This is a genomic window from Pseudomonas sp. Pse79 (assembly GCF_024519615.1).
In the GTDB taxonomy this organism is placed as follows: domain Bacteria; phylum Pseudomonadota; class Gammaproteobacteria; order Pseudomonadales; family Pseudomonadaceae; genus Aquipseudomonas; species Aquipseudomonas veronii.
The window spans coordinates 96,906-122,576 of sequence record NZ_JALJRR010000003.1 but is presented as its reverse complement, the minus strand read 5'-3'; the positions used below and the strand labels follow the sequence as shown (position 1 = coordinate 122,576).

At 61.3% G+C, this 25,671-nt stretch carries 27 protein-coding genes; 12 read left to right on the top strand and 15 right to left on the bottom strand.

Features of this window, described 5'->3' with window-relative positions; genetic code table 11:
* Positions 1-15 precede the first annotated feature (15 nt).
* A complete protein-coding gene (locus NR164_RS06140; RefSeq protein WP_046486427.1) occupies positions 16-498 on the bottom strand; it encodes a GAF domain-containing protein in 483 nt (160 codons plus the stop codon).
* Positions 495-1,385: an ATP-binding protein gene (locus tag NR164_RS06135; RefSeq protein ID WP_128192179.1), complete on the bottom strand. Its 891-nt coding sequence runs from the start codon at positions 1,383-1,385 to the stop codon at positions 495-497. Before NR164_RS06135 ends, NR164_RS06140 begins: the two co-directional genes overlap by 4 nt.
* Before the next feature lie 169 nt (positions 1,386-1,554).
* On the opposite strand from NR164_RS06135, the gene NR164_RS06130 reads away from it, so the two are divergent.
* Entirely contained in the window at positions 1,555-3,864 is a 2,310-nt protein-coding gene (locus NR164_RS06130; RefSeq protein ID WP_079443158.1) for a response regulator, read from the top strand.
* On the opposite strand, the gene NR164_RS06125 is transcribed toward NR164_RS06130, so the two are convergent.
* The 3 genes from NR164_RS06125 to msrB all read right to left on the bottom strand — a co-directional run bounded on the left by NR164_RS06125 (position 3,845) and on the right by msrB (position 5,311).
* Positions 3,845-4,309: a MarR family winged helix-turn-helix transcriptional regulator gene (locus tag NR164_RS06125; RefSeq protein WP_046384229.1), complete on the bottom strand. Its 465-nt coding sequence runs from the start codon at positions 4,307-4,309 to the stop codon at positions 3,845-3,847. The two genes, NR164_RS06130 and NR164_RS06125, sit on opposite strands and share 20 nt — an antisense overlap.
* On the bottom strand, positions 4,306-4,791 hold the full coding sequence (locus NR164_RS06120) for a glutathione peroxidase (RefSeq protein WP_017849411.1): 486 nt from the start codon (positions 4,789-4,791) through the stop codon (positions 4,306-4,308). Before NR164_RS06120 ends, NR164_RS06125 begins: the two co-directional genes overlap by 4 nt.
* Before the next feature lie 127 nt (positions 4,792-4,918).
* The gene (msrB, locus tag NR164_RS06115; RefSeq protein ID WP_108524403.1) at positions 4,919-5,311 is read right to left on the bottom strand and encodes a peptide-methionine (R)-S-oxide reductase MsrB; all 393 of its coding nucleotides are present in this window, start codon (positions 5,309-5,311) and stop codon (positions 4,919-4,921) included.
* A gap of 202 nt (positions 5,312-5,513) precedes the next feature.
* On the opposite strand from msrB, the gene NR164_RS06110 reads away from it, so the two are divergent.
* Complete coding sequence (locus NR164_RS06110; RefSeq protein WP_017849409.1) at positions 5,514-6,725, top strand: pyridoxal phosphate-dependent aminotransferase; 1,212 nt, start codon at positions 5,514-5,516, stop codon at positions 6,723-6,725.
* A 304-nt stretch (positions 6,726-7,029) separates the two neighbouring features.
* Positions 7,030-7,917: a protease HtpX gene (gene htpX, locus NR164_RS06105; protein WP_017849408.1), complete on the top strand. Its 888-nt coding sequence runs from the start codon at positions 7,030-7,032 to the stop codon at positions 7,915-7,917.
* A 71-nt stretch (positions 7,918-7,988) separates the two neighbouring features.
* Here htpX and NR164_RS06100 read toward each other — a convergent pair whose 3' ends face one another.
* A complete protein-coding gene (locus NR164_RS06100) occupies positions 7,989-8,645 on the bottom strand; it encodes a thiopurine S-methyltransferase (RefSeq protein ID WP_046384232.1) in 657 nt (218 codons plus the stop codon).
* Positions 8,646-8,747: 102 nt separating this feature from the next.
* Here NR164_RS06100 and NR164_RS06095 point away from each other — a divergent pair, with 102 nt between their 5' ends.
* Positions 8,748-9,515 (top strand): class III extradiol ring-cleavage dioxygenase, encoded by a 768-nt coding sequence (locus NR164_RS06095; RefSeq protein WP_026140336.1) that lies wholly within the window; start codon positions 8,748-8,750, stop codon positions 9,513-9,515.
* A 189-nt stretch (positions 9,516-9,704) separates the two neighbouring features.
* Here the strand turns inward: NR164_RS06095 and NR164_RS06090 are convergent, their stop codons facing one another.
* Both NR164_RS06090 and NR164_RS06085 read right to left on the bottom strand, forming a co-directional pair.
* The gene (locus NR164_RS06090; RefSeq protein ID WP_233098846.1) at positions 9,705-10,700 is read right to left on the bottom strand and encodes a hypothetical protein; all 996 of its coding nucleotides are present in this window, start codon (positions 10,698-10,700) and stop codon (positions 9,705-9,707) included.
* Positions 10,701-11,066: 366 nt separating this feature from the next.
* On the bottom strand, positions 11,067-12,740 hold the full coding sequence (locus NR164_RS06085; RefSeq protein WP_046486437.1) for a DEAD/DEAH box helicase: 1,674 nt from the start codon (positions 12,738-12,740) through the stop codon (positions 11,067-11,069).
* 423 nt (positions 12,741-13,163) lie between these two features.
* Here NR164_RS06085 and NR164_RS06080 point away from each other — a divergent pair, with 423 nt between their 5' ends.
* Positions 13,164-13,955 carry a crotonase/enoyl-CoA hydratase family protein gene (locus NR164_RS06080; protein WP_017849507.1) on the top strand — a complete coding sequence of 264 codons (792 nt, stop codon included), beginning with the start codon at positions 13,164-13,166 and terminating at the stop codon, positions 13,953-13,955.
* A gap of 117 nt (positions 13,956-14,072) precedes the next feature.
* Here the strand turns inward: NR164_RS06080 and NR164_RS06075 are convergent, their stop codons facing one another.
* Positions 14,073-14,828, bottom strand: a complete 756-nt coding sequence (locus tag NR164_RS06075) for a spermidine synthase (RefSeq protein WP_017849508.1) — start codon at positions 14,826-14,828, stop codon at positions 14,073-14,075.
* Between the two features lie 125 nt (positions 14,829-14,953).
* On the opposite strand from NR164_RS06075, the gene NR164_RS06070 reads away from it, so the two are divergent.
* Positions 14,954-16,300 (top strand): class II 3-deoxy-7-phosphoheptulonate synthase, encoded by a 1,347-nt coding sequence (locus tag NR164_RS06070; RefSeq protein ID WP_017849509.1) that lies wholly within the window; start codon positions 14,954-14,956, stop codon positions 16,298-16,300.
* A gap of 31 nt (positions 16,301-16,331) precedes the next feature.
* Here the strand turns inward: NR164_RS06070 and NR164_RS06065 are convergent, their stop codons facing one another.
* Both NR164_RS06065 and NR164_RS06060 read right to left on the bottom strand, forming a co-directional pair.
* Positions 16,332-17,555 (bottom strand): winged helix-turn-helix domain-containing protein, encoded by a 1,224-nt coding sequence (locus NR164_RS06065; RefSeq protein WP_256822486.1) that lies wholly within the window; start codon positions 17,553-17,555, stop codon positions 16,332-16,334.
* 45 nt (positions 17,556-17,600) lie between these two features.
* Positions 17,601-17,807 (bottom strand): DUF1127 domain-containing protein, encoded by a 207-nt coding sequence (locus NR164_RS06060; RefSeq protein WP_164887030.1) that lies wholly within the window; start codon positions 17,805-17,807, stop codon positions 17,601-17,603.
* Between the two features lie 70 nt (positions 17,808-17,877).
* Between NR164_RS06060 and NR164_RS06055 the strand changes: the two genes are divergently transcribed.
* Positions 17,878-18,759: a LysR family transcriptional regulator gene (locus tag NR164_RS06055; protein ID WP_032805034.1), complete on the top strand. Its 882-nt coding sequence runs from the start codon at positions 17,878-17,880 to the stop codon at positions 18,757-18,759.
* Here NR164_RS06055 and NR164_RS06050 read toward each other — a convergent pair.
* Positions 18,749-19,498, bottom strand: a complete 750-nt coding sequence (locus NR164_RS06050; protein WP_108524459.1) for a sulfite exporter TauE/SafE family protein — start codon at positions 19,496-19,498, stop codon at positions 18,749-18,751. The two genes, NR164_RS06055 and NR164_RS06050, sit on opposite strands and share 11 nt — an antisense overlap.
* Positions 19,499-19,606: 108 nt before the next feature.
* Between NR164_RS06050 and NR164_RS06045 the strand changes: the two genes are divergently transcribed.
* The 3 genes from NR164_RS06045 (at position 19,607) to NR164_RS06035 (ending at position 21,688) form a co-directional block, all read left to right on the top strand.
* A complete protein-coding gene (locus tag NR164_RS06045) occupies positions 19,607-20,557 on the top strand; it encodes a LysR family transcriptional regulator (protein ID WP_046384239.1) in 951 nt (316 codons plus the stop codon).
* Positions 20,558-20,638: 81 nt separating this feature from the next.
* The gene (locus NR164_RS06040; protein WP_026140352.1) at positions 20,639-21,091 is read left to right on the top strand and encodes a MarR family winged helix-turn-helix transcriptional regulator; all 453 of its coding nucleotides are present in this window, start codon (positions 20,639-20,641) and stop codon (positions 21,089-21,091) included.
* A 177-nt stretch (positions 21,092-21,268) separates the two neighbouring features.
* The gene (locus NR164_RS06035) at positions 21,269-21,688 is read left to right on the top strand and encodes an organic hydroperoxide resistance protein (protein WP_010211852.1); all 420 of its coding nucleotides are present in this window, start codon (positions 21,269-21,271) and stop codon (positions 21,686-21,688) included.
* 152 nt (positions 21,689-21,840) lie between these two features.
* Here the strand turns inward: NR164_RS06035 and NR164_RS06030 are convergent, their stop codons facing one another.
* Complete coding sequence (locus tag NR164_RS06030) at positions 21,841-22,413, bottom strand: elongation factor P (protein ID WP_079443153.1); 573 nt, start codon at positions 22,411-22,413, stop codon at positions 21,841-21,843.
* A gap of 49 nt (positions 22,414-22,462) precedes the next feature.
* Positions 22,463-23,596 carry an elongation factor P maturation arginine rhamnosyltransferase EarP gene (gene earP, locus NR164_RS06025; RefSeq protein ID WP_256822484.1) on the bottom strand — a complete coding sequence of 378 codons (1,134 nt, stop codon included), beginning with the start codon at positions 23,594-23,596 and terminating at the stop codon, positions 22,463-22,465.
* A gap of 132 nt (positions 23,597-23,728) precedes the next feature.
* Between earP and NR164_RS06020 the strand changes: the two genes are divergently transcribed.
* Positions 23,729-24,097 (top strand): hypothetical protein, encoded by a 369-nt coding sequence (locus NR164_RS06020; protein WP_017849518.1) that lies wholly within the window; start codon positions 23,729-23,731, stop codon positions 24,095-24,097.
* A 12-nt stretch (positions 24,098-24,109) separates the two neighbouring features.
* Positions 24,110-24,598, top strand: coding sequence for a GreA/GreB family elongation factor (locus tag NR164_RS06015; protein ID WP_046384241.1), 489 nt, complete (start codon positions 24,110-24,112; stop codon positions 24,596-24,598).
* Positions 24,599-24,604: 6 nt separating this feature from the next.
* Here NR164_RS06015 and cysB read toward each other — a convergent pair whose 3' ends face one another.
* The gene (cysB, locus tag NR164_RS06010; protein ID WP_017849520.1) at positions 24,605-25,579 is read right to left on the bottom strand and encodes an HTH-type transcriptional regulator CysB; all 975 of its coding nucleotides are present in this window, start codon (positions 25,577-25,579) and stop codon (positions 24,605-24,607) included.
* Between the last annotated feature and the right edge of the window lie 92 nt (positions 25,580-25,671).

Genomic DNA, 25,671 nt, shown 5'->3' with positions numbered 1-25,671 from the left:
CCCCGCAACGGTCGGTCAGCAGTCGGTCAGGCGCAGGAAAATCGCCGCCAACTGCTCGATACCAACCTGGTCTTGCGCGGTAAACCGGGCCAGCGACGGGCTGTCGAGGTCGAGGACGCCAATCAGTCGGCCATCCTTGACCAGCGGCACCACCAGTTCACTGTTCGATGCGCTGTCACAGGCGATATGCCCCGGGAACGCATGCACATCTTCCACCCGCTGGGTCTGGCGCGACGCGGCCGCCGCACCGCACACGCCACGCCCGAACGGAATGCGTACACACGCGATCTGCCCCTGGAACGGCCCCAATACCAACTCGTCGTGACGGTTGAGGTAGAAACCGGCCCAGTTCAAGTCATCCAACTGATTGAACAGGAACGCAGAGAACTGCGCGCTGTTGGCGATGAAATCGCGCTCATCGGCCAGCAGCGACTCCAACTGCGCACACAACATGGCATAGCCATCCAGACCGCTGCCGGCCTGCTGCAAATCGATCATGGTTGACGCTCCAGCAATTTGAGGCCCACCCAGTAACGGGCGAATTGATACGCGCAACGGCCGTTGCGGTTGCCACGCCCGGTGGCCCAGCGCACGGCGAGGATATCGAGGTCTTCATCACGCTGCCACTGCAGGCCGGCCTTGCGCGCCAGCTCGCCGATCCAGTGTTCCACCACGTTCAGGAAATGTTCCTGAGTGAATGGGTAGAACGACAGCCACAGGCCAAAACGATCGGACAAGGCGATCTTGTCTTCCACCGCCTCACTCGGGTGCAGCTCGCCATCCACGCGTTTCCAGTTATCGTTGTCGCTCTGGTTTTCCGGCACCAGGTGACGACGGTTGGACGTGGCATACAGCAGCACGTTTTCCGGCGCCTGTTCCAGGGAACCGTCCAGCACACTCTTGAGCACGCGGTAATCGCCTTCTCCGGCCTCGAACGACAGGTCATCGCAGAACAGAATGAAACGCTGCGGCAGCTTGAGCAGTTGTTCGACCACACGCGGCAGGTCGGCGAGGTGATCGCGCTCGATTTCGATCAAGCGCAAACCGGCGCTGGCGTGCTGGGCGAGCAAGGCGCGCACCATCGACGATTTCCCCGTGCCGCGCGAGCCCCACAGCAACGCATGGTTGGCGGGCAGGCCGTCGAGGAACTGTTGGGTGTTGCGCGCCAATGTTTCACGCTGCTTGTCCACACCGATCAGGTCGGACAGGCGCATGTCCAGGCTGACCTCCAGCGGCAGCAGGAAGCCGCTGCGACCCTCACGCTGCCAACGGGCCGCAAGGCATTGGTGCCAGTCGATGGTTTGGCGCGGGGCTGGCAACAGGGGTTCCAGGCGCGCGAGTACGGCATCGGCGCGCTCAAGAAAGGCATTCAATCGAGAATCCACGACTATTCCTCTGGCAAGTTCTTGTAAAAGATGGCGTATTGGCAACCCTGCGGCCGAGCGCTCCGGGCTGCACCTCTAAAACTGACGATTCGTGCCGGGCAAGCCTGAACCTGTGGATGTTCAGCTATGCTTGCCGGGCGAAGGGAAACGTGAAGTGGTTCAACACTCGATGGATATCAAGTTCGCCCACCGCTTGTCTTATAAACAAGCCAGATTGACTGTGCTGGTCGGTTTCGTCTTGGGAACCTTGCTCAGCCTGATCCAGATCGGCATTGATTATGCCAGCGAAGACGCATCCATCAACCGTGAAATTCGTTCGCTGATTGAAATCAGCCATAACCCGGCGTCGCGCATCGCCTACAACATCGACGCCGAGCTGGCCCAGGAGCTGACCCTCGGCCTGTTGCACTCCCCCGCCATCATTCAGGCGCGGTTGACCGACAACAACGGCGTGGTACTGGCCGACGTCGGACGGCCGCGCAAGGAAAGCCCCTACCGGCCCGTCAGCGATTTCCTGTTCGGCGCCAACCGCCAGTTTGAAGACCGGTTGTTCCTCAGCCATATGCCCAACGAATCCCTTGGCGTGCTGCGCCTCGACGTAGACACCTACGCCTTTGGTAGCCGCTTCCTGCACCGTGCCGAGGTCACCCTGATCAACGGGTTTGTACGCAGCCTGCTGCTGACCGGGATCCTGCTGGGCCTGTTCTATGTGATGCTGACCCAACCGCTGGTACGCATCATTCGCGAGCTGAGCACGCGCAGGCAGACACGCCTGGATTGCCCGCCGGGGCACGAGCACGATGAAATCGGCGTGCTGGTCAACATGGCCAACCAGCAATTCGACACCCTGGAAACCGAGATCCAGCAACGCCGTCACGCCGAGGACCGCCTCACCGAGTACCTGGGGCAACTGGAAAACATCGTCTCGGCGCGCACGCTGGAGCTCAAGGCCAGCAACCAGCGCTTGAGCCAGTCCAACGATGAGTTGGAAGCAGCAAAAATGAACGCGCTGGGCATGGCTCAGGCGCGGGCGGCGTTCCTGGCCAATATGAGTCACGAAATCCGCACGCCGCTCAATGGGTTGCTGGGCATGATCGCGCTGTCGCTGGACAGCCCGCTCAACGCCGAGCAGCGCCAGCAACTGTCGATCGCCCATGACTCCGGCAAGGTGCTGGTGGAACTGCTCAACGATATCCTCGATCTGTCCAAGTTCGACGCGGGCCAGTTGGAGCTGGAGCGCATCCCGTTCGACCTCGGCGCGCTGGTGGAAGACACCGCCAACCTGTTATCGCAGAACGCCGCGCCGAGTGTCGAACTGACGTGCCTGATCGACCCGCAGTTCCCGGCGCAGGTGCTCGGCGACCCGACACGTGTGCGGCAGATCGTCAGTAACCTGCTGTCCAACGCCTTGAAGTTCACGCGCTTCGGCCGCGTGGATGTGCGCCTCAGCGCCCAGGATGGCCGAGTAAAAATCGAAGTGTGCGACACCGGGATCGGCATTGCCCAGGACGCGCAGGTGAAGATCTTCCAGCCGTTCACCCAGGCTGGCGCGGGCATCACCCGCCAGTTTGGCGGCACCGGCCTGGGCCTGGCGCTGACCCATAACCTGTGCGAGGCGATGCACGGTCGGCTGAGCATCAGTTCGGAAGTCGGCTTCGGCAGCCAGTTCTGCGCCGACCTGCCGCTGCCCGCCCATTTACCTGCGCCCCGGCTCGCGCCGCTGACGGGCGAAGTCATTGCAATCACCAGTGCCGACAGCGGCCTGGCGGAGCTGCTCAGCACCCTGCTACCTCACTGGGGGCTGACAGTGCATTGCTATTCTATCGATGAGGACTTGAGCGGGAAAAACCCCGACTTGCTGATCACGGACTGCCCGGAGTGCCTGTTTCGCCTGCGCCCGGCCATCACGGCGCCGATCCTGCTGGTGACCGCCTATGGCAATTTCATGCCCAGTGAGGAAGTCGCGGCCCTGGCGCCGTTGCAGCAACAGGCGCGCCCTTTGAGCCGCAACGCGCTGTACCAGATCCTGCAACGTAATCTGCGCAGCGACGCGCACTTGATCCTCGACCCGATCGCACTCGATGCCACGCCCCTGGTCCACCGGGCACGCATCCTGCTGGTGGAGGACAACCCGGTCAATCAGCTGGTGGCCAAGGGCATGCTCAGCAAGTTGGGCTGCGAAGTGATCGTCGCCGCCCATGGTGGCGAAGCGCTCAGGTTCCTCGAAGAACAGCACTTCGACATGGTGCTGATGGACTGCAACATGCCGGTGATGGATGGCTACGAGGCCAGTCGGCAGATTCGTCGCAGCGGGCGCTGGCCGGACCTGCCCATTGTCGCCCTGACCGCCAACGCGCTGTCGGAAGAACGCGAGCGTTGCCGGGCGGCGGGGATGAATGACTACCTGGCCAAGCCGTTTCGCCGCGAAGAACTCAATGCGCTGCTGGACCTGTGGGTGCCTAAGACGACAAGTCTCTGATCTGCGCGAGCAATTGGTCCAACCCCTCGCGCAAGGCATCGGCCTGGTTGAGGTCGACACCGCTGTCGCACAGCAAGCGGGTTTTCAACTGATGGGCCTGGCCGCGCAACTGCACCCCGGCGTGGCTCAGGCTCAAATGCACTTCGCGTTCATCCTGCGCGCTGCGCTGGCGTCTCACCAACCCAAGCTGCTCCAGGCGCTTGAGCAGCGGCGTCAGCGTGCCCGAATCGAGCATCAAGCGCTCGCCCAAGGCCTTGACCGTGGGCTGGGGCGGCGTCGCGTGGTGCCATTCCCACAACACCAGCATCACCACGTATTGCGGGTAGGTCAGGCCCAACTGGTCAAGCATCGGTTTATAGGCGCGGGTCACCGCGCGCGATGCGGCGTAGAGCTTGAAACACAGCTGGTTGTCCAACGCCAGGGACACGGTGGGCAGGTCGGTCATTTGAGCAGGGCTTCGATCTCTTGGGTCAACTCCTGGGGCTTGGTGGTTGGCGCAAAGCGCTTGACCACCTGGCCGTCGCGACCGATGAGGAACTTGGTGAAATTCCACTTGATGCCCTTGGAACCCAGCAGGCCCGGCGCGCGTTTTTTCAACTGCACGAACAGCGGGTGGGCAGCGCCGCCATTGACGTCGATCTTCTTGAACAACGGGAAGCTGACGCCGAAATTCAGCTCGCAGAACTCGGCAATCGCGCCTTCGTTGCCCGGTTCCTGCTTGCCGAACTGGTTGCACGGAAACCCCAGCACCACCAGGCCCTGGTCCTTGTACTGCTGCCAGAGTTGCTCCAGGCCCTTGTACTGCGGGGTGAAGCCGCATTTGCTGGCAGTGTTGACCACGAGAATGGCCTTGCCGGCGAAATCGGCCAAGGTCTTTTGCTCACCCTTGATGGTGGTGCAAGGGATGCTCAGCAGGTTGTCGCTCATGGCAATGCCTCGGATCAGGAGAAAGAAGGCAAAACATAGCGAGCAATTCAATTGTGTGCAATTGAATTGATCAAACTGATAGCCCGGTATACATCGCCCCCGCGCAAGACGCAGGGGCGACTCAGGCTCAGCGCGGCACGAGGTCCAGGCACACCGAGTTGATGCAATAGCGCAAGCCGGTCGGCGGCGGGCCATCCGGGAACACATGCCCCAGGTGCGCGTCGCACTTGGCGCAGGTGACTTCGGTGCGGATCATGCCGTGGCTGACATCGCGGATCTCGATCATCGCGCTGTCGGCGATCGGTGCGTAGAAGCTGGGCCAGCCGCAGCCGGAATCGAACTTGGTGGAAGAGTCGAACAGTGGCTCATTGCAGCAGATGCAGTGATACACGCCGTCGGTCTTGGTGGCATTGTACTTGCCGGAAAACGGCCGTTCGGTGCCCTTCAGGCGGCACACGTTGTATTGCTCCGGATCGAGCATCGCTTTCCATTCTTCAATGGTTTTCTGCAGCTTTTCCATCAGTACACCTCGGCAACTGAAAAACCCTGATCTGTGTCTTTTCCAGGGATCAGGCGGCACGTATGATTGCGCCTCTTCAACCCGGCAGTCTGGCACCCGCGTTAGCGGCATTCAAACGTATTTATGGGTGCGACCAACGCAGGATTCTCAGCACGGTAGGCTCCGTACCGTCTGGATCGTTCATTTTCAGGATCACATCGCCATGCAGGTCAGCAAATCGAACAAGCTCGCCAACGTCTGCTACGACATTCGCGGCCCGGTGCTCAAGCACGCCAAGCGCCTGGAAGAGGAAGGCCATCGCATCCTCAAGCTGAACATTGGCAACCCGGCGCCGTTTGGTTTCGAAGCGCCGGACGAAATCCTCCAGGACGTGATCCGCAACCTGCCCACCGCCCAGGGCTACAGCGATTCCAAAGGCCTGTTCAGTGCGCGCAAGGCGGTGATGCAGTATTACCAGCAGAAGCAGGTCGAAGGTGTCGGCATCGAGGACATCTACCTGGGCAACGGCGTGTCCGAACTGATCGTGATGTCGATGCAGGCCTTGCTCAACAATAGCGACGAAGTGCTGGTGCCGGCGCCGGACTACCCGCTGTGGACCGCCGCGGTGACCCTGGCCGGTGGCCGCCCGGTACACTACCTGTGCGACGAAGGCGCCGACTGGTTCCCGGACCTGGCCGACATCAAGGCCAAGATCACCCCGAACACCAAGGCGCTGGTCATCATCAACCCGAACAACCCGACCGGCGCCGTGTACTCGCGGGAAGTGCTGCTGGGCATGCTCGAGCTGGCGCGCCAGCACAACCTGGTGGTGTTCTCCGACGAGATCTACGACAAGATCCTCTACGACGATGCCGTCCACATCTGCACCGCCTCCCTCGCGCCAGACCTGCTCTGCCTGACCTTCAACGGCTTGTCCAAGTCCTACCGCGTGGCGGGTTTCCGCTCCGGCTGGGTCGCCATCTCCGGGCCCAAGCACAACGCCCAGAGCTACATTGAAGGCATCGACATGCTGGCCAATATGCGCCTGTGTGCCAACGTACCGAGCCAGCACGCGATCCAGACTGCGCTGGGCGGTTACCAGAGCATCAACGATCTGCTGCTGCCTCAGGGCCGCCTGTTGGAACAACGCAACCGCACCTGGGAATTGCTCAACGACATTCCCGGCGTCAGTTGCGTGAAGCCGATGGGCGCGCTGTACGCCTTCCCACGCATCGACCCGAAAGTCTGCCCGATCCTCAACGACGAGAAGTTCGTGCTCGACCTGCTGCTGTCGGAAAAGCTCCTGGTGGTGCAAGGCACCGCGTTCAACTGGCCGTGGCCGGATCACTTCCGCGTGGTGACCTTGCCGCGTGTGGATGACCTGGACATGGCCATCGGTCGCATCGGCAACTTCCTCAAGTCCTATCGCCAGTAACGACTATGACGCTGTACGACCGGGATCTGGTCGTACAGCGAGTATCTGGCAACACTTCTCTGCCCATTGCCCCGCTCCGCACTGCGTTTGCCCCTCTCCCAGCGCGTGCCCCTTATAATCAAAGGGCCGCGAGGCAACAGGAGGCTGATCAAGCGGGGCAATACAGGTGGGAAATTCCCTTCAAGACTCTACATTCAGGCTGTAGGACACAGTTTGAAATAGTCGCTCGGTTGAATCACCCCATGTCGCACCTTATATACCCCGCAGTACGCGACATATTTAGCATGAGGAGAACTCTACAACCATGATGCGCATCCTGCTGTTCTTGGCCACCAACCTGGCGGTCGTGCTGATTGCCAGCATCACCCTGAGCCTTTTCGGCTTCAACGGGTTCATGGCGGCCAACGGGGTTGATCTGAACCTCAATCAGCTGCTGATCTTCTGTGCGGTCTTTGGTTTTGCCGGCTCGCTGTTCTCGCTGTTCATCTCCAAGTGGATGGCGAAGATGAGCACCAGCACCCAGGTCATCACTCAGCCACGCACCCGGCATGAGCAATGGTTGCTGCAGACCGTCGAACAGTTGTCCCGCGAGGCCGGTATCAAGATGCCGGAGGTCGGGATCTTCCCGGCCTATGAAGCCAACGCCTTTGCCACCGGCTGGAACAAGAACGACGCGCTCGTTGCGGTGAGCCAGGGCATGCTGGAGCGCTTCTCCTACGATGAAGTCAAGGCGGTGCTGGCCCACGAGATCGGCCACGTGGCGAACGGTGACATGGTCACCCTGGCGCTGGTCCAGGGCGTGGTGAACACCTTCGTGATGTTCTTCGCGCGGATCATCGGCAACTTCGTCGACAAGGTGATCTTCAAGAACGAAGAAGGCCGCGGCATTGCCTACTACGTGGCAACCATCTTCGCTGAACTGGTGCTGGGCTTCCTGGCCAGCGCGATCGTGATGTGGTTCTCGCGCAAACGGGAATTTCGCGCGGACGAAGCCGGTGCCCGCCTGGCCGGCACCGGGGCGATGATTGCAGCCTTGCAGCACCTGCGCTCCGAACAGGGCCTGCCGGTGCATATGCCGGACAGCCTGACCGCGTTTGGCATCAACGGCGGCATCAAGCAGGGCCTGGCGCGCATGTTCATGAGCCACCCGCCGCTGGAAGAGCGGATTGACGCACTGCGTCGTCGCGGCTGACCGCTTGGCGGCGACACGGAAAGGGGCGATCTGATCGCCCCTTTTTTGTGGGCGCCTTGCCAGCCCAGGACTCAGCGCTTCGTGAGTCGGTAGACTCGCTCTTCCAGCCGGGTTACGCCGTCCTGAACGAACTTCCAGCTCTCACCCAAAACGTCCTGCTCCTCAAGCACTTCGAGGGCCCAGTGCGCCCCCAGCAGCGCCTTCACCTCATCATCGGTCACCGCAAACGGTGGGCCGGCCTTTTGCGTCTGGTCGTAGTCGAGGGTAATCAGCAACCCCTTGCAACCCGGCCCCAGAAGCGTATTGAGGTGCTCGGTGTAGCGCGCCCGCATCAGCGGCGGCAAGGCGATCAACGCCGCGCGATCATAAAGCGCCGTGCAATCGAGCAGCGCCTGCGCGTCCAGCGCGAAGAAATCACCGCACCACACTTCGATCACATCCGCCTGGTACACCTTGAACACACCGCGTTGGCTGATATGCGGTGTCAGCCCCTGCTCACTGAAGAATGCCTCAACCGCCTGCTCCGACAGCTCTACCCCGAGCACGCGACAGCCTTGACCGGCCAGCCACACCAGATCCAGGCTTTTGCCACACAAGGGCACCAGCACTTTTGCCCCCTGCGCGACCGCCAACTGCGGCCAGTGCCGTTGCAGATACGGGTTGACCTCGGGCAAGTGAAAACCGATCTGATTACGTGCCCAGCGCTCCCGCCAAAACTGAGAATCCATACATCACCCTAAAAATTCGATCAAAAGGCGCTAAAACTTATATTAGATTTAGATCATTGATCTGGTTGAAGATGGGGCATGTTAACCCTGAGGGCCCTTCTAATGCTCCCCACTCTGTTTATCTCCCATGGTTCGCCCATGCTCGCCCTGCAACCCGGCGCCAGCGGCCCGGCTCTGCAGCGCCTGGCAGCTGAACTGCCACGGCCGAAGGCGATTGTGGTGGTGTCGGCGCATTGGGAAAGTCAGGAATTGCTGGTCAGCGGCAACGCCGCACCGGAAACCTGGCATGACTTCGGCGGCTTTCCGGCCGAGTTGTTTGCCGTGCAATACCCGGCGCCGGGCGACCCGCAATTGGCGCGCGAGATTGTCGAGTTGCTGCACGCCGATGGCTTGAATGCGCGCATCGATGAGCGCCGTCCCTTCGACCACGGCGCCTGGGTGCCGCTGTCGCTGATGTACCCGGCCGCGGATATCCCGGTGGTGCAGGTGTCCTTGCCCAGCCGTATGGGCCCTGCCCTGCAGACCCGGGTCGGACACGCCCTCGCCAGCCTGCGCGAACAAGGCGTGTTGCTGATCGGCTCCGGCAGCATCACCCACAACCTCGGTGAACTGGATTGGCACGCCGGGTCCGAAAGCATCGAGCCGTGGGCGCGGGCGTTTCGTGACTGGATGGTGGACAAGCTTGCCGCCAACGACGAAGCCGCGCTGCACGATTATCGCCGCCAGGCGCCCAACGCCGTGCGCAGCCATCCCAGTGATGAACATTTACTGCCGCTCTACTTTGCGCGGGGTGCCGGCGGCGACTTCAGCGTGGCACACCAAGGCTTCACCATGGGCGCGCTGGGCATGGACATCTACCGCTTCGGCTGACGCACATCCCGATGCGCGGGCAAACCCAGATTGAGGGCCGCCCATAAAGCGAGCGCGGCCCAAGAAGAAAACCCGGAAATCCTCACCTGCGTGGGCCTTCCGGGTTTTTGCATCGCCAACATTTTCAAGGGGCGCAACTCCAACAGGCGTAGCGTTGAAACGCTTACTCAGGCTCTATCATCAGCGCCTTCAGGCTTTCTTCTCATAACCTGCGCCCTGAAAAGAGAATTGTATTTCCTTACCTTTACCCGCTTCGCTGATCACCCGCTGCAGTCCCACCATCGAGTTCTTGTACCGGCCATAGAGCCCGTCACTCTTGATTTCACCCACCCTGACATTGCCCTTATCGTCTGTAGTAAAGGGGGCGGAGAAACTACCGCGAGTAGGTGCGATCTGCGAACTTCGGTCTATTTTCGCGCCGTAATGTTCGACGAAGCCTCTGTCTCTGCCAGCCAAGGCAAACTTCTGATCGACATAAATATCTTTGACATGCTGCTTGGGGCCCGGCATGTCGGAATCGGTAACATCCTGAATAAACCCCCTCAACTTATGGGCATCCTCAGGATCTCGTTCTACCGTGAGGTTATATTTATTCCCAAATTTAAAATCTACCAAGGTGCTGTTACTGGCGCCTTTTCCCCCATCAAACTCGGGGCGGCCTTGTGGCGCCTTGAAATGCTCACCGTTTCCAGAAAACACAATCAGCGCCTTGCCATCCCCGCGCGGCTGCATCCCAATATAGCCACGGCCAAGAGGCCGACCTTGCGCATCATTGACGCCAAACTGCATCGCATAATAAATCCCTGCGTCCTTGCTTCCTTTTCGTTGAAGGCCTTCGTCGATACTCATTGGAAACGTAATGTTACTCAACCCAGCGCCAGGCGCGGACAGCGAGTAACTCAGGCCATACAACCCATTGGGCGATGTGGCTACCTTCTTGATTTCCAGTTTTGGATCGCTGACTTTATTAAGCGTTGACGTCGTGGTCGCAGACGCTACAGGCATGGATGGCGTATTTCTTCTTGAACGAGCGGCCGCGGCATCCGAAGCGAGTGCGCGCTCGGTCCACGGCAAACCGTGCTCGCGTGTTGGCTCTCGCGCCTGATTAACAGGCGGTTGGCTGGGAGGATAAGTCGCAGGCTCAGGCATTGTTTGTGGAAACAACTGTGAATTATTAATACGCATAACAGCCACAGCTCCTTTCTGGAAAAATCAATCAATAGCCGTCAAGCCCGGCGCCTATCCCTCGACACGGTCACAAGCGAACCTTTCCAACTTGAACAACTGACGAGAGCAGATTGAGAGCGTTTTTTACCCTTGAGCGATGCAACTCAGGTTTATCCGCCCCCGTCACTTGATAGTAAAAACTTTACGCAAAGCCGGCTGCCAGAAAGGCCGCTCAGAAACTCAGACTTTTCCTAAACCCGATAAGATCAGTAGCTGACCGTTATGGCCGACCACCCACGACGATCCGCGCCAATTGCCGGGCAAAAAAAATCCCCGAACCAGTCGGGGATTTTTTTAGGTGCGATCAATCAGCCCAGGGGCGGATCAATCTTCGCGGTAGCGACGCAGCTTGAGCTGCTTACCGGCAACGCGTGTGTCTTTCAGCTTGGTCAGCAGTTTTTCCAGACCGTCTTCCGGCAGCTCCACCAGGGAGAAGCTGTCACGGACCTGGATGCGACCGATGGCTTCACGTGCCAGGCCACCCTCGTTGAGGATAGCGCCCAGCAGGTTCTTGGCCGCGATACCGTCACGCGCGCCCAGCGCGGTACGGCAGCGAGCACGACCTTCAGCCAATGGCACCGGAGCGCGACGCTCACGATCACCACGCTCAGGACGGTCGCCGGAACGCTCTGGACGATCACCGCGTGGCGCGTTGTTCGGTACCAGTGGGCGTTCTTTCTCGATGGCCGCCAGGGTCAGGGCCTGACCGTTGGTAGCTTTGCGCAGCAGGGCTGCAGCCAGGGCACGTGGGGTGCAACCGATATCGGCGGTCAGGCGGTCCAGCAGGTCGCCGTGGGTCGATTCAGCGTCAGCCACCAGTGGCGACAGGCTGTTGGTCAGTTTCTTGATGCGTGCATCGAGAACGGCCTGGGCATCCGGCAGGCGGACTTCGGCAACCTTCTGCCCGGTCACACGCTCGATCACTTGCAGCATGCGGCGCTCACGCGGCGTCACCAGCAGCAGTGCGCGACCTTCGCGACCCGCACGGCCGGTACGGCCGATACGGTGAACGTAGGACTCTGGATCGTAAGGCATGTCAACGTTGAACACGTGGGTGATACGTGGAACGTCGAGACCACGAGCAGCTACGTCGGTCGCTACAACGATGTCCAGACGGCCATCCTTGAGGGAGTCGATCACGCGCTCACGTTGGTTCTGGGCGATGTCACCGTTCAGCGCAGCGGCTTTGTAGCCTTTGGCTTCGAGGGCACTGGCCAGGTCCAGGGTCGCTTGCTTGGTACGCACGAACATGATCAGCGCGTCGAAGTCTTCGACTTCCAGCAGGCTCAATACAGCCGAGGTCTTCTGGTCAGCGTGAACCAACAGGTGAGCCTGTTCGATCGCGGTAACGGTCTGAGTCTTGGTCTGGATCTTCACGTGTTGCGGATCGCGCAGGTGGCGTTCGGCAATGGCACGGATCGACTGCGGCAGGGTGGCCGAGAACAGCACGGTCTGACGGGTCGGTGGCAGTGCCTTGAAGATGACTTCCAGGTCATCCATGAAGCCCAGCTTCAACATTTCGTCAGCTTCGTCCAGAACCAGGTGGTTCACGGTCGACAGGACTTTCTCGTCACGACGCAGGTGGTCGCACAGACGACCCGGAGTGGCGACAACGATCTGTGCGCCATTACGGATAGCCTTGAGTTGCGGGCCCATCGGCGCGCCGCCGTAGACGGCCACAACGGTTACGCCTGGCATTTGCTTGGCGTAGGTTTCAAAAGCGGTTGCTACTTGCAGCGCCAACTCACGAGTTGGCGCCAGGATCAGGGCTTGCGGTTCGCGCTTGGCAGGATCGATGCAGTGCAGGATAGGCAGGGCGAACGCGGCGGTTTTACCGGTACCGGTTTGCGCCTGGCCAATCATGTCGTGGCCGGCCATGATGATCGGGATCGATTGCTGCTGAATCGCCGAAGGTTCTTCGTAGCCAGTCGCAATGACGGCAGCAAGAATGTTCGGGTTAAGATTAAAAGCGGCGAAGCCGCCGGTTTCCTGGGTCATGGGTCTGCCTCTAAGTGCATCCGCAAAGACCCATGCTCCAAAGCTGCGCATGCCGTGTTGAGACTCAAGAGTCGCCCTGGCTGCTTTGTCGGCGGGGATTTGCGAAAACGAATGAATGAAAAAGATTCGTCAAGGAAGAGTCCGCTGTGCGGACGTGCAGCCGAAGCTGACTTCGGGGAATTGCGCTACCTAAACGCGGCCCGGTTAAAGGCCGGCGCGCACTATACCGGAAATAGCTGAAAAAGGGAGCTTTTTTTATCGCAAAGCACCGATAAACCGCACTGCGTCACCGCCTTTGCGCAGATGGGCTCCAGGGTCTATTTTTCAAGTGCCCGGCCCTGTTGGCTGAAACGCTTAAACGGTTCACCCGCACACTCGGCCCCTTTGGTCCGAAACCCCTTACTGCGCCCGAGGGCACATCCGATGAATCAAGCCAGCAGCAGCCTCGTCAGCCGTGAACTCCTGGGTCATGTCCTGTTGTTGGGCCTGGATCGGGTCGCCAAGCGCAATGCCTTTGACCTGGATCTGCTCAACGCACTGAGCCTGGCCTATGGCGAATTTGATCGAAACGACGATGCGCGGGTGGCCGTGGTGTTCGCCCACGGCGACCACTTCACCGCCGGGCTGGACCTGGCCAACGTCAGCGCAGTGATGGCCGGAGGCTGGCAACCGCCACCGGGGGGCTGCGATCCCTGGGGCGTGTTCGCCGGCCCTCGGGTCGGCAAACCGGTGATCGTCGCCGCTCAGGGCTACTGCCTGACCCTTGGCATCGAGCTGATGCTGGCGGCGGATATCAATCTCTGTGCGAGCAACACCCGCTTCGCGCAGATGGAAGTACAACGTGGGATCTTTCCATTTGGCGGTGCGACGTTGCGCTTTCATCAAATAGCAGGCTGGGGCAACGCCATGCGCTGGCTGCTCACCGGCGATGAGTTCGATGCCCACGAAGCCCTGCGTCTGGGGTTGGTGCAGGAAGTGATGGCCAGCGAAGACCTGCTGCCGCGCGCCATCGAACTGGCCAGCCGCATCGCGCGCCAGGCGCCCCTCGGCGTGCAAGCCACGTTGATGTCGGCCCGCCTGGCGCGCTTGGAGGGCGAAGCTGTCGCGGCCGCCGCGTTACCGCCGCTGGTCGCGCAATTGTTCAACAGCGAAGACGCCAAGGAAGGCGTGCGCGCCATGCTCGAGAAGCGCCCGGGGGTATTCAGGGGAATTTGAGTTGGCCGTGCCGCAGTCATCGCGAGCAAGCCCGCGCCCACATCGACCGCATTCCTTCAGGATGTGCTCGGTCAAATGTGGGAGTGGGCTTGCCCGCGATGACGCCCGTTCAGACAACTAGGTTGCCGGCCGAATCGCCTTGATCAATGGCTGCAACGAATAGCCCAATCGCGGTGCCAGCGCTTCGGCGCGGGCCGAGAGCGCCGCAGCGTCCAGCGCCTGATCCAACTCCGAAGGCACCAGCAGGATCACATTGCCCTCCTTCACCGGCAGCTCCCAATAATGCCGGTGATACAACCCGCGCAGCAGGGCCGCACCCAACGGCTTGCCGTCGTCGGTGGCCCACTGGTTGATCACCAGCCAGCCGCCGGGGTTGAGTTTCTTCTGGCAGTTTTCCAGGAAGGTCCAGGCCAGGTGCCCGACGCCGGGGCCGACATCGGTGTACAGGTCGACGAAGATCAAGTCGGCCGTTTCGGCGGTTTCGAGCAGTTCCAGGGCGTCGCCAATGCGGATGTACAGGCGCGGATCGTCGTCCAGCCCCAGGAACTCAATGGCCAAGCGCGGCACCTCGGGGCGCAGCTCGATGGCTTCGACATCCTCCAGCGGCAGGAACTTGAGGCACGCCTGGGTCAGCGTGCCGGCGCCCAGGCCGAGGAACAACGCGCTTTCCGGCTGCTCGTGGCACAACGCACCGATCAGCATCGCACGGGTGTAGTCGTACTCCAGCCAGCTCGGGTCGGCGGTGAACACGCAGCTTTGCTCGATGGCGTCGCCAAACTCGAGAAAACGGTAATCGGCCACTTCGAGCACGCGGATCATGCCGAAGTCATCATGGACCTCGGCCAGCAGGCGCTCGACACGCTCCTCGCTCATCTACAACTCCTAACGGGTTCACCCCAGGGCAAAGGCGCGATTGTCGGCCAACCGGCGGCAACAGGTCACGCACTAATTGCTGATAACATTGGCGCCCGACCGTCAATCACCCTATCGAGTCCACGATGAGCCAACCCTGGAGCCCCGACAGCTGGCGCGCCCTGCCGATCCAGCAACAACCCCAGTACCCGGACGCTGCACACCTGTTACAGGTGGAGCAGAGCCTGGCCAGCTACCCGCCGCTGGTATTTGCCGGGGAGGCCCGCGAGTTGCGCCGCCAGTTTGCCGAGGTGACCCAGGGTCGCGCCTTCCTGCTGCAAGGCGGCGACTGCGCCGAGAGTTTTGCCGAGTTCTCCGCCGCAAAAATCCGCGACACCTTCAAGGTGCTGCTGCAGATGGCTATCGTGATGACCTTCGCCGCCGGCTGCCCGGTGGTGAAAGTCGGGCGCATGGCCGGCCAGTTCGCCAAGCCGCGCTCGTCCAACGATGAAACCATCGATGGCGTCACCTTGCCGGCCTACCGTGGCGATATCGTCAACGGCATCGGCTTCGACGAAAAAAGCCGCGTGCCGGACCCCGACCGCCTGCTGCAGTCCTACCACCAGTCCACCGCCACCCTTAACCTGCTGCGCGCGTTCGCCCAGGGCGGGTTTGCCGACCTGCACCAGGTACACAAGTGGAACCTGGACTTCATCGCCAACTCCGCACTGGCCGAGAAGTACAGCCAGTTGGCGAACCGTATCGACGAAACCCTGGCTTTCATGCGCGCCTGCGGCATGGACAGCTCGCCGCAACTGCGCGAAACCAGCTTCTTCACCGCCCACGAAGCGCTGCTGCTCAACTACGAACAAGCCTTCGTGCGCCGCGACAGCCTGACCAACGACTACTACGACTGCTCGGCCCACATGCTGTGGATCGGCGATCGCACCCGTCAGTTGGACGGCGCCCACGTCGAGTTCCTGCGCGGGGTACACAACCCGATCGGGGTCAAGGTCGGCCCGAGCATGAACCCGGATGACCTGATCCGCCTGATCGACATCCTCAACCCGGACAACGACCCCGGCCGCTTGAACCTGATCGCGCGCATGGGCGCCAACAAGGTCGGCGACCACCTGCCGGCGCTGCTTCGCGCCGTGCAGCGTGAGGGCAAACAGGTGCTGTGGAGCTCCGACCCGATGCACGGCAACACGATCAAGGCCAGCAGCGGCTACAAGACCCGCGACTTTGCGCAGATCCTCGGCGAGGTGAAGGAATTCTTCCAGGTACACGAGGCCGAAGGCACCTATGCCGGCGGGATTCATATCGAGATGACCGGGCAGAACGTCACCGAATGCATCGGCGGCGCGCGGCCGATCACCGAAGATGGCTTGTCGGACCGCTACCACACCCACTGCGACCCACGGATGAATGCCGATCAGTCGCTGGAGCTGGCGTTCCTGATCGCCGAGACGTTGAAGCAAGTAAAACGGTGACACCATTCGGTAGGCGCGAGCAAGCTCGGGCCTACCGTGATGTGAGCATCGCCGCCCTTAATCGGTCGGCACTCGGCCGTGGGCAATTGAGCTGTACCTGTTCGAGCCCCAGCCAATCGGCCATTTGCCGCAAGCTCAGCGCCAGCGCGCACATCCCCTCCTCGTCCAGCCCCGGCGTTTCTTCATGCACCGCATGCACGGCCAGGCGGCCGTGGGCGCGTTCGGCACGCAGGTCGACGCGCGCGGCGATCCGCTCGTTGTGCAGAAACGGCAGCACGTAGTAGCCGTACACCCGCTTGTCCTGCGGCGTGTAAATCTCCAGCCGATAACGGAAATCGAACAGCCGCTCGGTGCGGCTGCGCTCCCAGATCAGCGAATCGAACGGCGACAACAGTGCGCTGGCCGGCACCTTGCGCGGTACTTTCGGCTCCGGCAGGCAGTAGGCCGGCTGCTTCCAGCCCTGCACGCGGCACATCAGCAATTGGCCGTCTTCGACCAGCTCGGCCAAACGGCTGCGAGTGTCGGCAGGCTCCAGACGGAAGTAATCGCGCAGATCTTTTTCGCTGCCCACACCCAGCGCAGTCGCACTGTGCAGCAGCAAACCGCGCTGAGCCTCGGCCTCGCTCAGCGGGGCCTGGTGCAGCCGGTCGCCGGGAATGACGCGCTCGGGCAAATCGTAGAGCCGCTCGAACCCGCGCCGACCGGCAACCGTGACCAGGCCAGCGGCGAACAGCCATTCCAGTGCGTGCTTTTCATCGCTCCAGTCCCACCACGGGCCGGCGCGCTCGGCGCGGGTCGACAGACTGCCTGCACCCAAGGCGCCCTGTTGTTCGACAGTGTTCAACACGCGCTGGATGATGGCCTGCTGCTCGCGACCAAAACGCGCCATCTGCGCGTAGATCCCCTGCCCTTGTTTTGCCCGCTCCATGCGCCAGCGCATCAAGGGGTACAGCGCCATCGGCAACAACGAGGCCTCATGCCCCCAATACTCGAACAACGAACGCTGTCGGCCCTGGCTCCAGGCCGCCTGCTCAAGCAGTGACGGGGCGTACTGCCCCAGGCGGGAAAACAACGGCAGGTAATGGGAGCGCACCACGGCATTGACCGAATCGATCTGCAGCACACCCAGGCGGTCGATCAAGCGGTTGAGGTGTGTGGCCTTGATCAATGCAGGCGCCTGGCGCCCGGAAAAGCCCTGGGCGGCCAGTGCCATGCGGCGCGCTTGCTTGAGGGAAAACGACAGGTCGGCGGGCATGGGCATCTCCGTATGAACGTGCCGACCACCCTACTGCATCCTCGGTCATTTTCGCAGTGGGTCTTCCCAGAAATGCCGATGGGCTTCGTGCTCCACATCAGCGCGGCTCAGCCCGATATCCTTGAGCGCCGCATCGCTCAGCGTGGCCACTAACCGACGCTCGTACCGCAATACCTGCCACCGCGCAATCGCTTGGAACAGCCCGGAAAGCGGCCGCTTCGTCCATCCTGCACAACCTGTTTGACCTTTCATCTTCTCGCCCTCCCTTGGGGATGACGCGAGTGTGTGCCGGCAGCTATGATCAATCCAACGAATGTTTCTTATGAAATACATCTCAGGAATTGATCAATTGGCCGCCTACCCAAGCATCGACACCGACGTGCTGCGCACCTTCGTCGCCATCGCCGACCAGGGTGGGTTTACCCGTGCCGGCGAGCAGGTCAACCGCACCCAATCGGCGGTCAGCATGCAGATGAAGCGCCTGGAAGAAGACGTGCTGCAGCGCAAACTGTTCGAGCGCGACGGCCGCCAAGTGCGACTGACGCCGGAGGGCCAGGTGCTGCTGGGGTATGCGCGGCGCATCCTGAAACTGCACAGCGAGGTGTTCAACACCCTGCGAGAACCGCATATGGTCGGGCTGGTACGCATCGGCACCCCGGACGACTATGTGATGCGCTTCCTGCCGGGGATTCTCAAACAGTTTTCCAAGGCCTACCCGTTGATCCAGATCGAGATGCACTGCGAGGCATCCACCGTGCTGATGCAACGGCGGGATCTGGCGTTGACGGTGATCAGCCGCGAGCCCGGCAATGATATCGGCGAGCTGTTGCGCACCGAGCGCGTGGTGTGGGCCGCGGCGCCGTGTTTCTGCGTGGACGAGCACGACGCCCTGCCACTGGCGATGTCCGGCGCCGATTGCCTTTACACCCAGTGGGCGCGTACCTCACTGGATACCGTCGGGCGCAATTATCGCCTGGCCTACAACAGCACCAACGGGGCGGCGATCCAGGCCGTGGTCAGCGCCGGCCTGGCAGTGATGGTCAGCATGGAAAGCCTGGTGACGGATGACCTGCGCGTGCTCGGCAGTGACGAGGGTTTCCCACCCTTGCCGTCGATGAATCTGCGCTTGTTACGCAACCCGTTGATGACGTCACCTATCACCGAATGCCTGGCGGAGTACATCATCGACGGCTTCAAACCTTAAACATCAGCATCACGGCGCACACCACCAGGAAACCGCAGAACAAACCGCGCAACAGGCGCTCCGGCAGAGCGTGGGCGACTTTTACACCCCAACTGATGCTGAGCAGGCCACCGACCGCCAGGGGGATGCCGATCATCCAGTCCACTTCGTGGTGCCAGGCGTAAGTGACAAGAGTCACCCCGGTGCTGGGCAGCGCCAAGGCCAGGGACAAGCCTTGGGCCACCACCTGGGTGGTGCCGAACACACTGGTCAGCACCGGCGTGGCGACCACCGCACCACCGACACCGAACAAACCGCCCATAGAGCCGGAGACCGCGCCCAACACCCCGAGCCACGGCCAGGCATGGCGCATCTGTGCCGTCGGCGGCGCATTGCGGGTGAACATGCGCAGCAGGTTGTAGGCCGACAGCGCCAGCAGAAATGCGATAAAGCCGATACGCATCGCGCCGGCGTCCAGGCCCACGGCCCAGATCGAGCCGAGCCAGGCAAAGCTGAAGCCCATCACCCCCAGCGGCAGCGCGTGGCGCAGTTCAATGCGATTACGCTGGTGATAACGCCACAGCGCGAGCATCACGTTGGGCACCACCATCACCAGCGCGGTGCCTTGGGCGATCTGCTGATCGAGGCCGAACAGCACGCCGAGCACCGGGATGGCAATCAACCCGCCGCCAATGCCGAACAGGCCGCCCACCGTGCCCAATGCCGCGCCCATAACCAAGTACATCGCTAAATCCAACACCACGCATTACTCCACAATCCCAAGCCTTGCATGCTACGCAGTCCGCTCTGGCGCGGATACGCACAGCAACGCACAATGGCTGTGCCAATCCCGCATAAGCGTCGACCGATGAACCCGCATATCCTCACCGACCAACTCAGCCTGTTTCTCGATGTGCTGGAAACCGGCAGTTTTTCCGCCGCCGCGCGTCGCCATCCGCTGACGCCCTCCGCCGTGGCCCGGCGTATCGACAGCCTGGAAAGCTCGGTGGGCAGCCGCTTGTTCCAGCGCAGCACCCACGCGGTGCTGCCGACACCGGCCGGCCTGGCGTTCGCCGAACGCGCGCGGCGCATCGTCACCGAGTTGCAATTGGCGCGGGCGGAAGCGGTGTCCTTGAGCCATGCGCCGGAAGGCTTGATTCGCGTGGACGCACCGGCGGCGTTCGGTCGACGGCATCTGGCGCCGGTGATCGCCGACTTCCTGAACGTCTACCCGGGGCTGGATGTACACCTGCATTTGATCGACAGCTTCGTGGACATGCAGGGCGCGCACCTGGGCAAGGTCGATCTGGTGCTGCGTGCCGGGCATATCGTCGACACCCGGCTGATCGCCACGCCGCTGGCCAGCATCGTGCGAATTGCCTGTGCCAGCCCGGCCTACCTGAAAAACCGTGGCACGCCGACCCATCCGCGAGACCTCAGCGAACACGACGGCCTGGACTGGGATGGCCTGGCGCCGATCTTCGCCTGGCGCTTCGAACTGGACGGGCGTCGCGCCACCTATCGCCCGCAACGCATCCGCATGAGCGCCAACAACGCCGAAGCCCTGCTCTCCGGCGCCCTGGCCGGCCTGGGTATCGCGCACCTGCCCACCTGGCTGGCGAGTGAATACCTGGTCCGCGGCGAACTCTTGCCCCTGTTTTGCGAAAACGGCCTGCCCAGCCCGGAAACCACCGGCATCTATGCGCTGCGCCTGGAACAACAGCCGAACGCACGTAGCCGCTTGTTGCTCGAATACCTGAAATCGCGCTTCAGCCCAGTGCCGCCCTGGGACCTGGCGCTGCAAAGCGGATTGGTCTGACCCCCGGACAGAATTACCTGGCGCATTAAAGATTTGCCCGCTAGATTCCAGCCCAGATACGCTTTTTTTTGAGGCAGCACCATGAGCAAAAATCCCGATCCTTGCCAATCCCTGTTGCTGGATAACCAGCTGTGCTTCGCCCTGCACTCCACTTCATTGCTGATGACCAAGGTCTACAAGCCGCTGCTGCAAGCCCTCGGCCTGACCTATCCGCAGTACCTGGCCATGATGGTGCTGTGGGAAGAGGATGGCTTGACTGTCGGCGAAATCAGCAGCCGCCTGCTGACCGATCCCGGCTCCCTGACCCCCCTGCTCAAGCGCCTGGAAGCCGAGGGCCTGCTCAGCCGCACGCGCAGTCGCGAAGACGAGCGAGTGGTGGTGGTGGAACTGACCGACGCCGGCCGTGCCTTGCAAGACAAGGCCAAGGGGATTCCTCAGTGCATCCTCGGCGCCAGCGGCCTGGAGCTGGAGCAACTGCGCAAGCTGCAAGCTGATTTGATTGCGTTGCGGGGCAATCTGCAAGGCGCGGTCTAAACACACCCAAGCCCAATACCTGCGGAGGGGGCAATCCCCTCCCACAGGTGGTTTTGAGGTGCCCTTACGAAAAAATCCTGAAATTTATCTTGCGCACTAAACATTAGCGCTATACATTCACCTCACCAACTACTTAGCGCGCAAACATTTAGCGCAAAACACCAAGAGGGCAACACCATGCAAACGCTCTATACCGCAGTAGCCACCGCCACCGGCGGCCGTGATGGTCGTGCCGTGTCCAACGACAACATCCTCGACGTCAAACTCTCCACCCCCAAGGAACTGGGCGGTGCCGGCGGTCAGGCCACCAACCCGGAACAACTGTTCGCCGCCGGCTACTCGGCCTGCTTTATCGGCGCACTGAAATTCGTCGCCAGCCAGACCAAACGCAAAATTCCGGATGATGCGTCGATCACTGCCCATGTCGGCATCGGTCAGATCCCGGGTGGCTTCGGTCTGGATATCGACCTGCACATCAGCCTGCCGGGCCTGGCCCAGGACGACGCGCAAAGCCTGGTCGACGCCGCCCACCAAGTCTGCCCCTACTCCAACGCCACCCGCGGCAACGTCGATGTGCGTCTGCACGTCACCGTCTAACCCGCGCGGCTCGCCAACGACACGCCGCCAGCCACGTGCCGGCGTTGCGGCAAGCATCGGATGATGCTGAGGCAATACTTGAAGTGACAGGTAAACGCCCACAAAAAAGCCCGACTCAAGGTCGGGCTTTTTTCGTACCGGTGGGGCCAGAATTACTTCTTGGCGCGACCTTTGTACGAACCGCCTTCACGGGTGTCGATCTCGATCATGTCGTCGATTTCGATGAAATCGGCCACTTGCAGTTCGGTACCGTTAGCCAGCTTGGCAGGCTTCATGACTTTGCCCGAAGTGTCGCCGCGAGCGGAACCTTCGGTGTAGGCAACCTTACGCACGATAGTGGTCGGCAGCTCTACGGAAACCAGGCGGTCTTCGAAGAAGATGGCTTCGCAGACGTCGTCCATACCTTCTTCCACGAACGGCAGAACGGCTTCGATATCTTCAGCGTTCAGCTCGTACATGGTGTAGTCGGTGGTGTCCATGAACGTGTAAGAGTCACCGCTGATGAAAGACAGGGTCGCTTCTTTACGGTCGAGGATCACGTCGTCCAGCTTGTCATCAGCGCTGTAAACGGTTTCGGTCTTGTAACCAGTCAGCAGGTTTTTCAGCTTGGTCTTCATGATCGCGCTGTTACGGCCCGACTTGGTGAACTCAGCTTTCTGAACCAACCAAGGATCGTTGTCGATACGGATTACCATACCGGGTTTCAGTTCTTTACCAGTTTTCATTGCGTATATCCGAAATTTGGATGGGGTTTACAAAAATCAAGGTGGCGTATCATATCCAACTTTCATAAAACTGTACCAGCGCCGTCGCAAGATCCGCCTGCAAGGCCTGTTCCAGACACCATGTTTCGGCGTGTGCAGCCACTTCCGGCCAGTGTTCCAGCAGCTTTTTCCACGGCAGGGCCATATCACCCTCGGTGTTCCAGGCCTGCCAAAGCGCTACCACCGCGACTTTTGCCGCCGGCGAAAGGGCTGCGGTGTACAGCTCCAGAAAGGCGTCGAGCTTGTCCAGGTGGATGTCTTCGTCCTGGCGATAGATGTGCCACAGCAACGGGCGCCCGGCCCATTGGGCCCGCACGAACGAGTCTTCGCCGCGCACGGCGTTGAACTCGCAACACCACAGCAGGCGGTCATATTGCTCCTGGCGCACGAACGGCAGCACCTGCACGGTCAGGGCGTCGCGCTGATGAGTATCGCCCGCCGCCAGCCGGTCCACGCCGAGCCAGCGCTGCACATCGCCGAGGATGCGCCCTTCCGGCACCAGCAGATGAGTGGCGCGCCCGTCCGTCGCCAACACGTCCAGCCAACCGGCAAGCGCGGCATTTTCGTAGGCAAACAGCGACATCAGCCGCGCACCGGTTGCGGGAAATACGCCCAGGCTTTGCAGGAAATGTTTCTGCGCGCCAGCATCCTGCTGAAACGCCTGACGCTGTTGCAGCAACCCCGCCTCACGCAACAGGCCACCGGTGCCGGGCCGGAAGCCGGGAAAGAAGAAGTACTTCTGCACCCCCTTGAACTTCACCGACGGCAGACGATGGCACCCCACCACCCAGTCCTCGGCACTCAGGTAGTCCAGGTTCATCCACAACGGCGCGTGCTCGCGCGCGGCCATCGCATCCATGTAGTCAGGCGGCAACTGGCAGGCAAACGCGGCGATCACCACATCTGCCGATGGCGTGGCCGACCATTGCGCCGGCCAATGGCGCACGTCGACGCCCTCTTGCCATTGCTGCTCCCGTTGCACATCAATCTCCGGGCACATGCGTTCGAAGGCCCGCAGGTCATCGACCCACAAGCGCACATCACAGGCGTGCTCCACCACCAATTGCCGGGCCAGGCGCCAAGTCACGCCAATGTCGCCGTAGTTGTCGACGACGCTGCAAAAAATATCCCAGCGGGCTTTCATTCCGGGCTCCCACGCTCAAAGGCTCGATTGTCCGCATAAATGCCCCGATGCAGAAGGCTTGATCGCGATTATTCTGCACGGTAGCTGTGCGACAATCGCCGCCACGCCGTAAATGCCTGCCAGGAGGCCGCCATGTCTGACCGTCCGCTGTCGTTGTTCAAGCTTTGTCTCGCTATCGCCCTGGGCGTGTGGCTGGGGTTTATCGCGATTGCGCTGACCACCTGGCTGGCGTCGCGCTATCTGTTCCCGCAGAGCCTGGCGCCGGTCGCCCAGGCCGTCGAGCAACTCGGCAAGCCCGCGCCGGTCGCGGTGGAACCGCCGAACCGCCTGTTCGAGCAGTATCAAGAGAACCTGCGCAAGCAGGAACAACGGCAGAGCCTGGATCAGGCGCGCAACAATGCGCGCAACCTGTCCAACCCCAAATGCCAGTTCTGGCTGCAACAGGACCAGAACGCGCCCAATGAAAAGAGCAAGGCGAATGTCCTGCAATTTTGCGAATGATCAAGCCCAACCATGAATAAACACGCCGTCCTCCAGTTGATCCTGGAAAAACTCAGCGTCGACCTCGACATCGCCCAGCGCGCCGCGCAGACCGCCTACGAAACCGCGACCCACGAAGAAAACATCGCCGAAAACAAATACGACACCCTCGGCCTGGAAGCGTCTTACCTGGCGGCAGGGCAGGCCAAGCGGGTGGAAGAAATCAAGCAGTCGCTGGCGCTGTGCCAGAACCTGCAACTGCAGCTGCGTGCATACGATGAGCAACGGGGCATAGAAGTCGGCGCACTGGTGGGCCTGGAGGACGAAAACGGTCGCCAGCAATGGTTGTTCCTGGCGCCGGATGCTGCGGGTTTGAAAGTCGATGTGGTGGGGCAACCGGTCACCGTCATCACCCCGCGCTCGCCCCTGGGCCACAGCCTGCTGGGCAAGTTCGAAGGCGATGAGGTGGAAATCCTGGTGGCGGGCGCCCGGCAACACTTTACGGTGACCGAGGCCCGCTGAAACCACTCAGTGGACGGGCAGTTCTACGCCGTCGAACAACTCTTCCAGTTCCTGCTTGTTGTGGCACTGGATCGCCTTGGCCATGACTTCGCGCGTCAGGTGCGGGGCGAATTTCTCGATGAAGTCGCACATGAAACCACGCAGGAACGTGCCGCGACGGAAACCGATCTTGGTCACGCTGGACTCGAACAACTCGCTGGCGTCGAGCACGACCAGGTCTTTATCGAGCTGGGTGTCGACCGCCATCTTGGCGACGATCCCCACGCCCAGGCCCAGGCGAACGTAAGTCTTGATCACGTCGGCGTCGGCGGCGGTGAACACCACTTTCGGCGTGAGGCCGCGGTGGCTGAAGGCTTCGTCGAGCTTGGAGCGGCCGGTAAAGCCGAACACATAAGTCACGATCGGGTATTCCGCCAGGGCTTCCAGGGTCAGCTTCGGCAGCTTGGCCAGCGGGTGGCCTTGCGGCACCACCACACAACGGTTCCAGCGATAGCACGGCATCATCACCAGGTCGCCGAACAACTCCAGCGCCTCAGTCGCAATCGCGAAATCGACGGTGCCGTCGGCGGCCATTTCAGCGATCTGCATCGGCGACCCCTGGTGCATGTGCAGGGCCACGTCCGGGTATTGCTTGATGAAATCGCGGATCACCGGCGGCAACGCATACCGCGCCTGGGTGTGGGTGGTCGCGATCGACAGGGTGCCCTTCTTCTCGTTGGAGAATTCCTGGGCGATCTGCTTGATGCTTTCGACTTTGCGCAGGATCTCGCCGGCGGTGGTGATGATGCGCTCACCGGCCGGGGTGACGCGGGTCAGGTGCTTGCCGCTGCGGGCGAACACTTCGACACCCAGCTCGTCTTCGAGCAGGCGGATCTGTTTGCTGATACCCGGTTGCGAGGTGTACAGGCTTTGAGCGGTAGCGGAAACGTTGAGATCGTGGTGCGCCACTTCCCAGATGTAGCGCAGTTGTTGAAGCTTCATATGTATCCCTCAAAGCAGATAGACGCCACGGGTATCAGCGACGGTATATAACTATATTAAAGGTTAGATGGATAAATCTAGAACTTTTTATC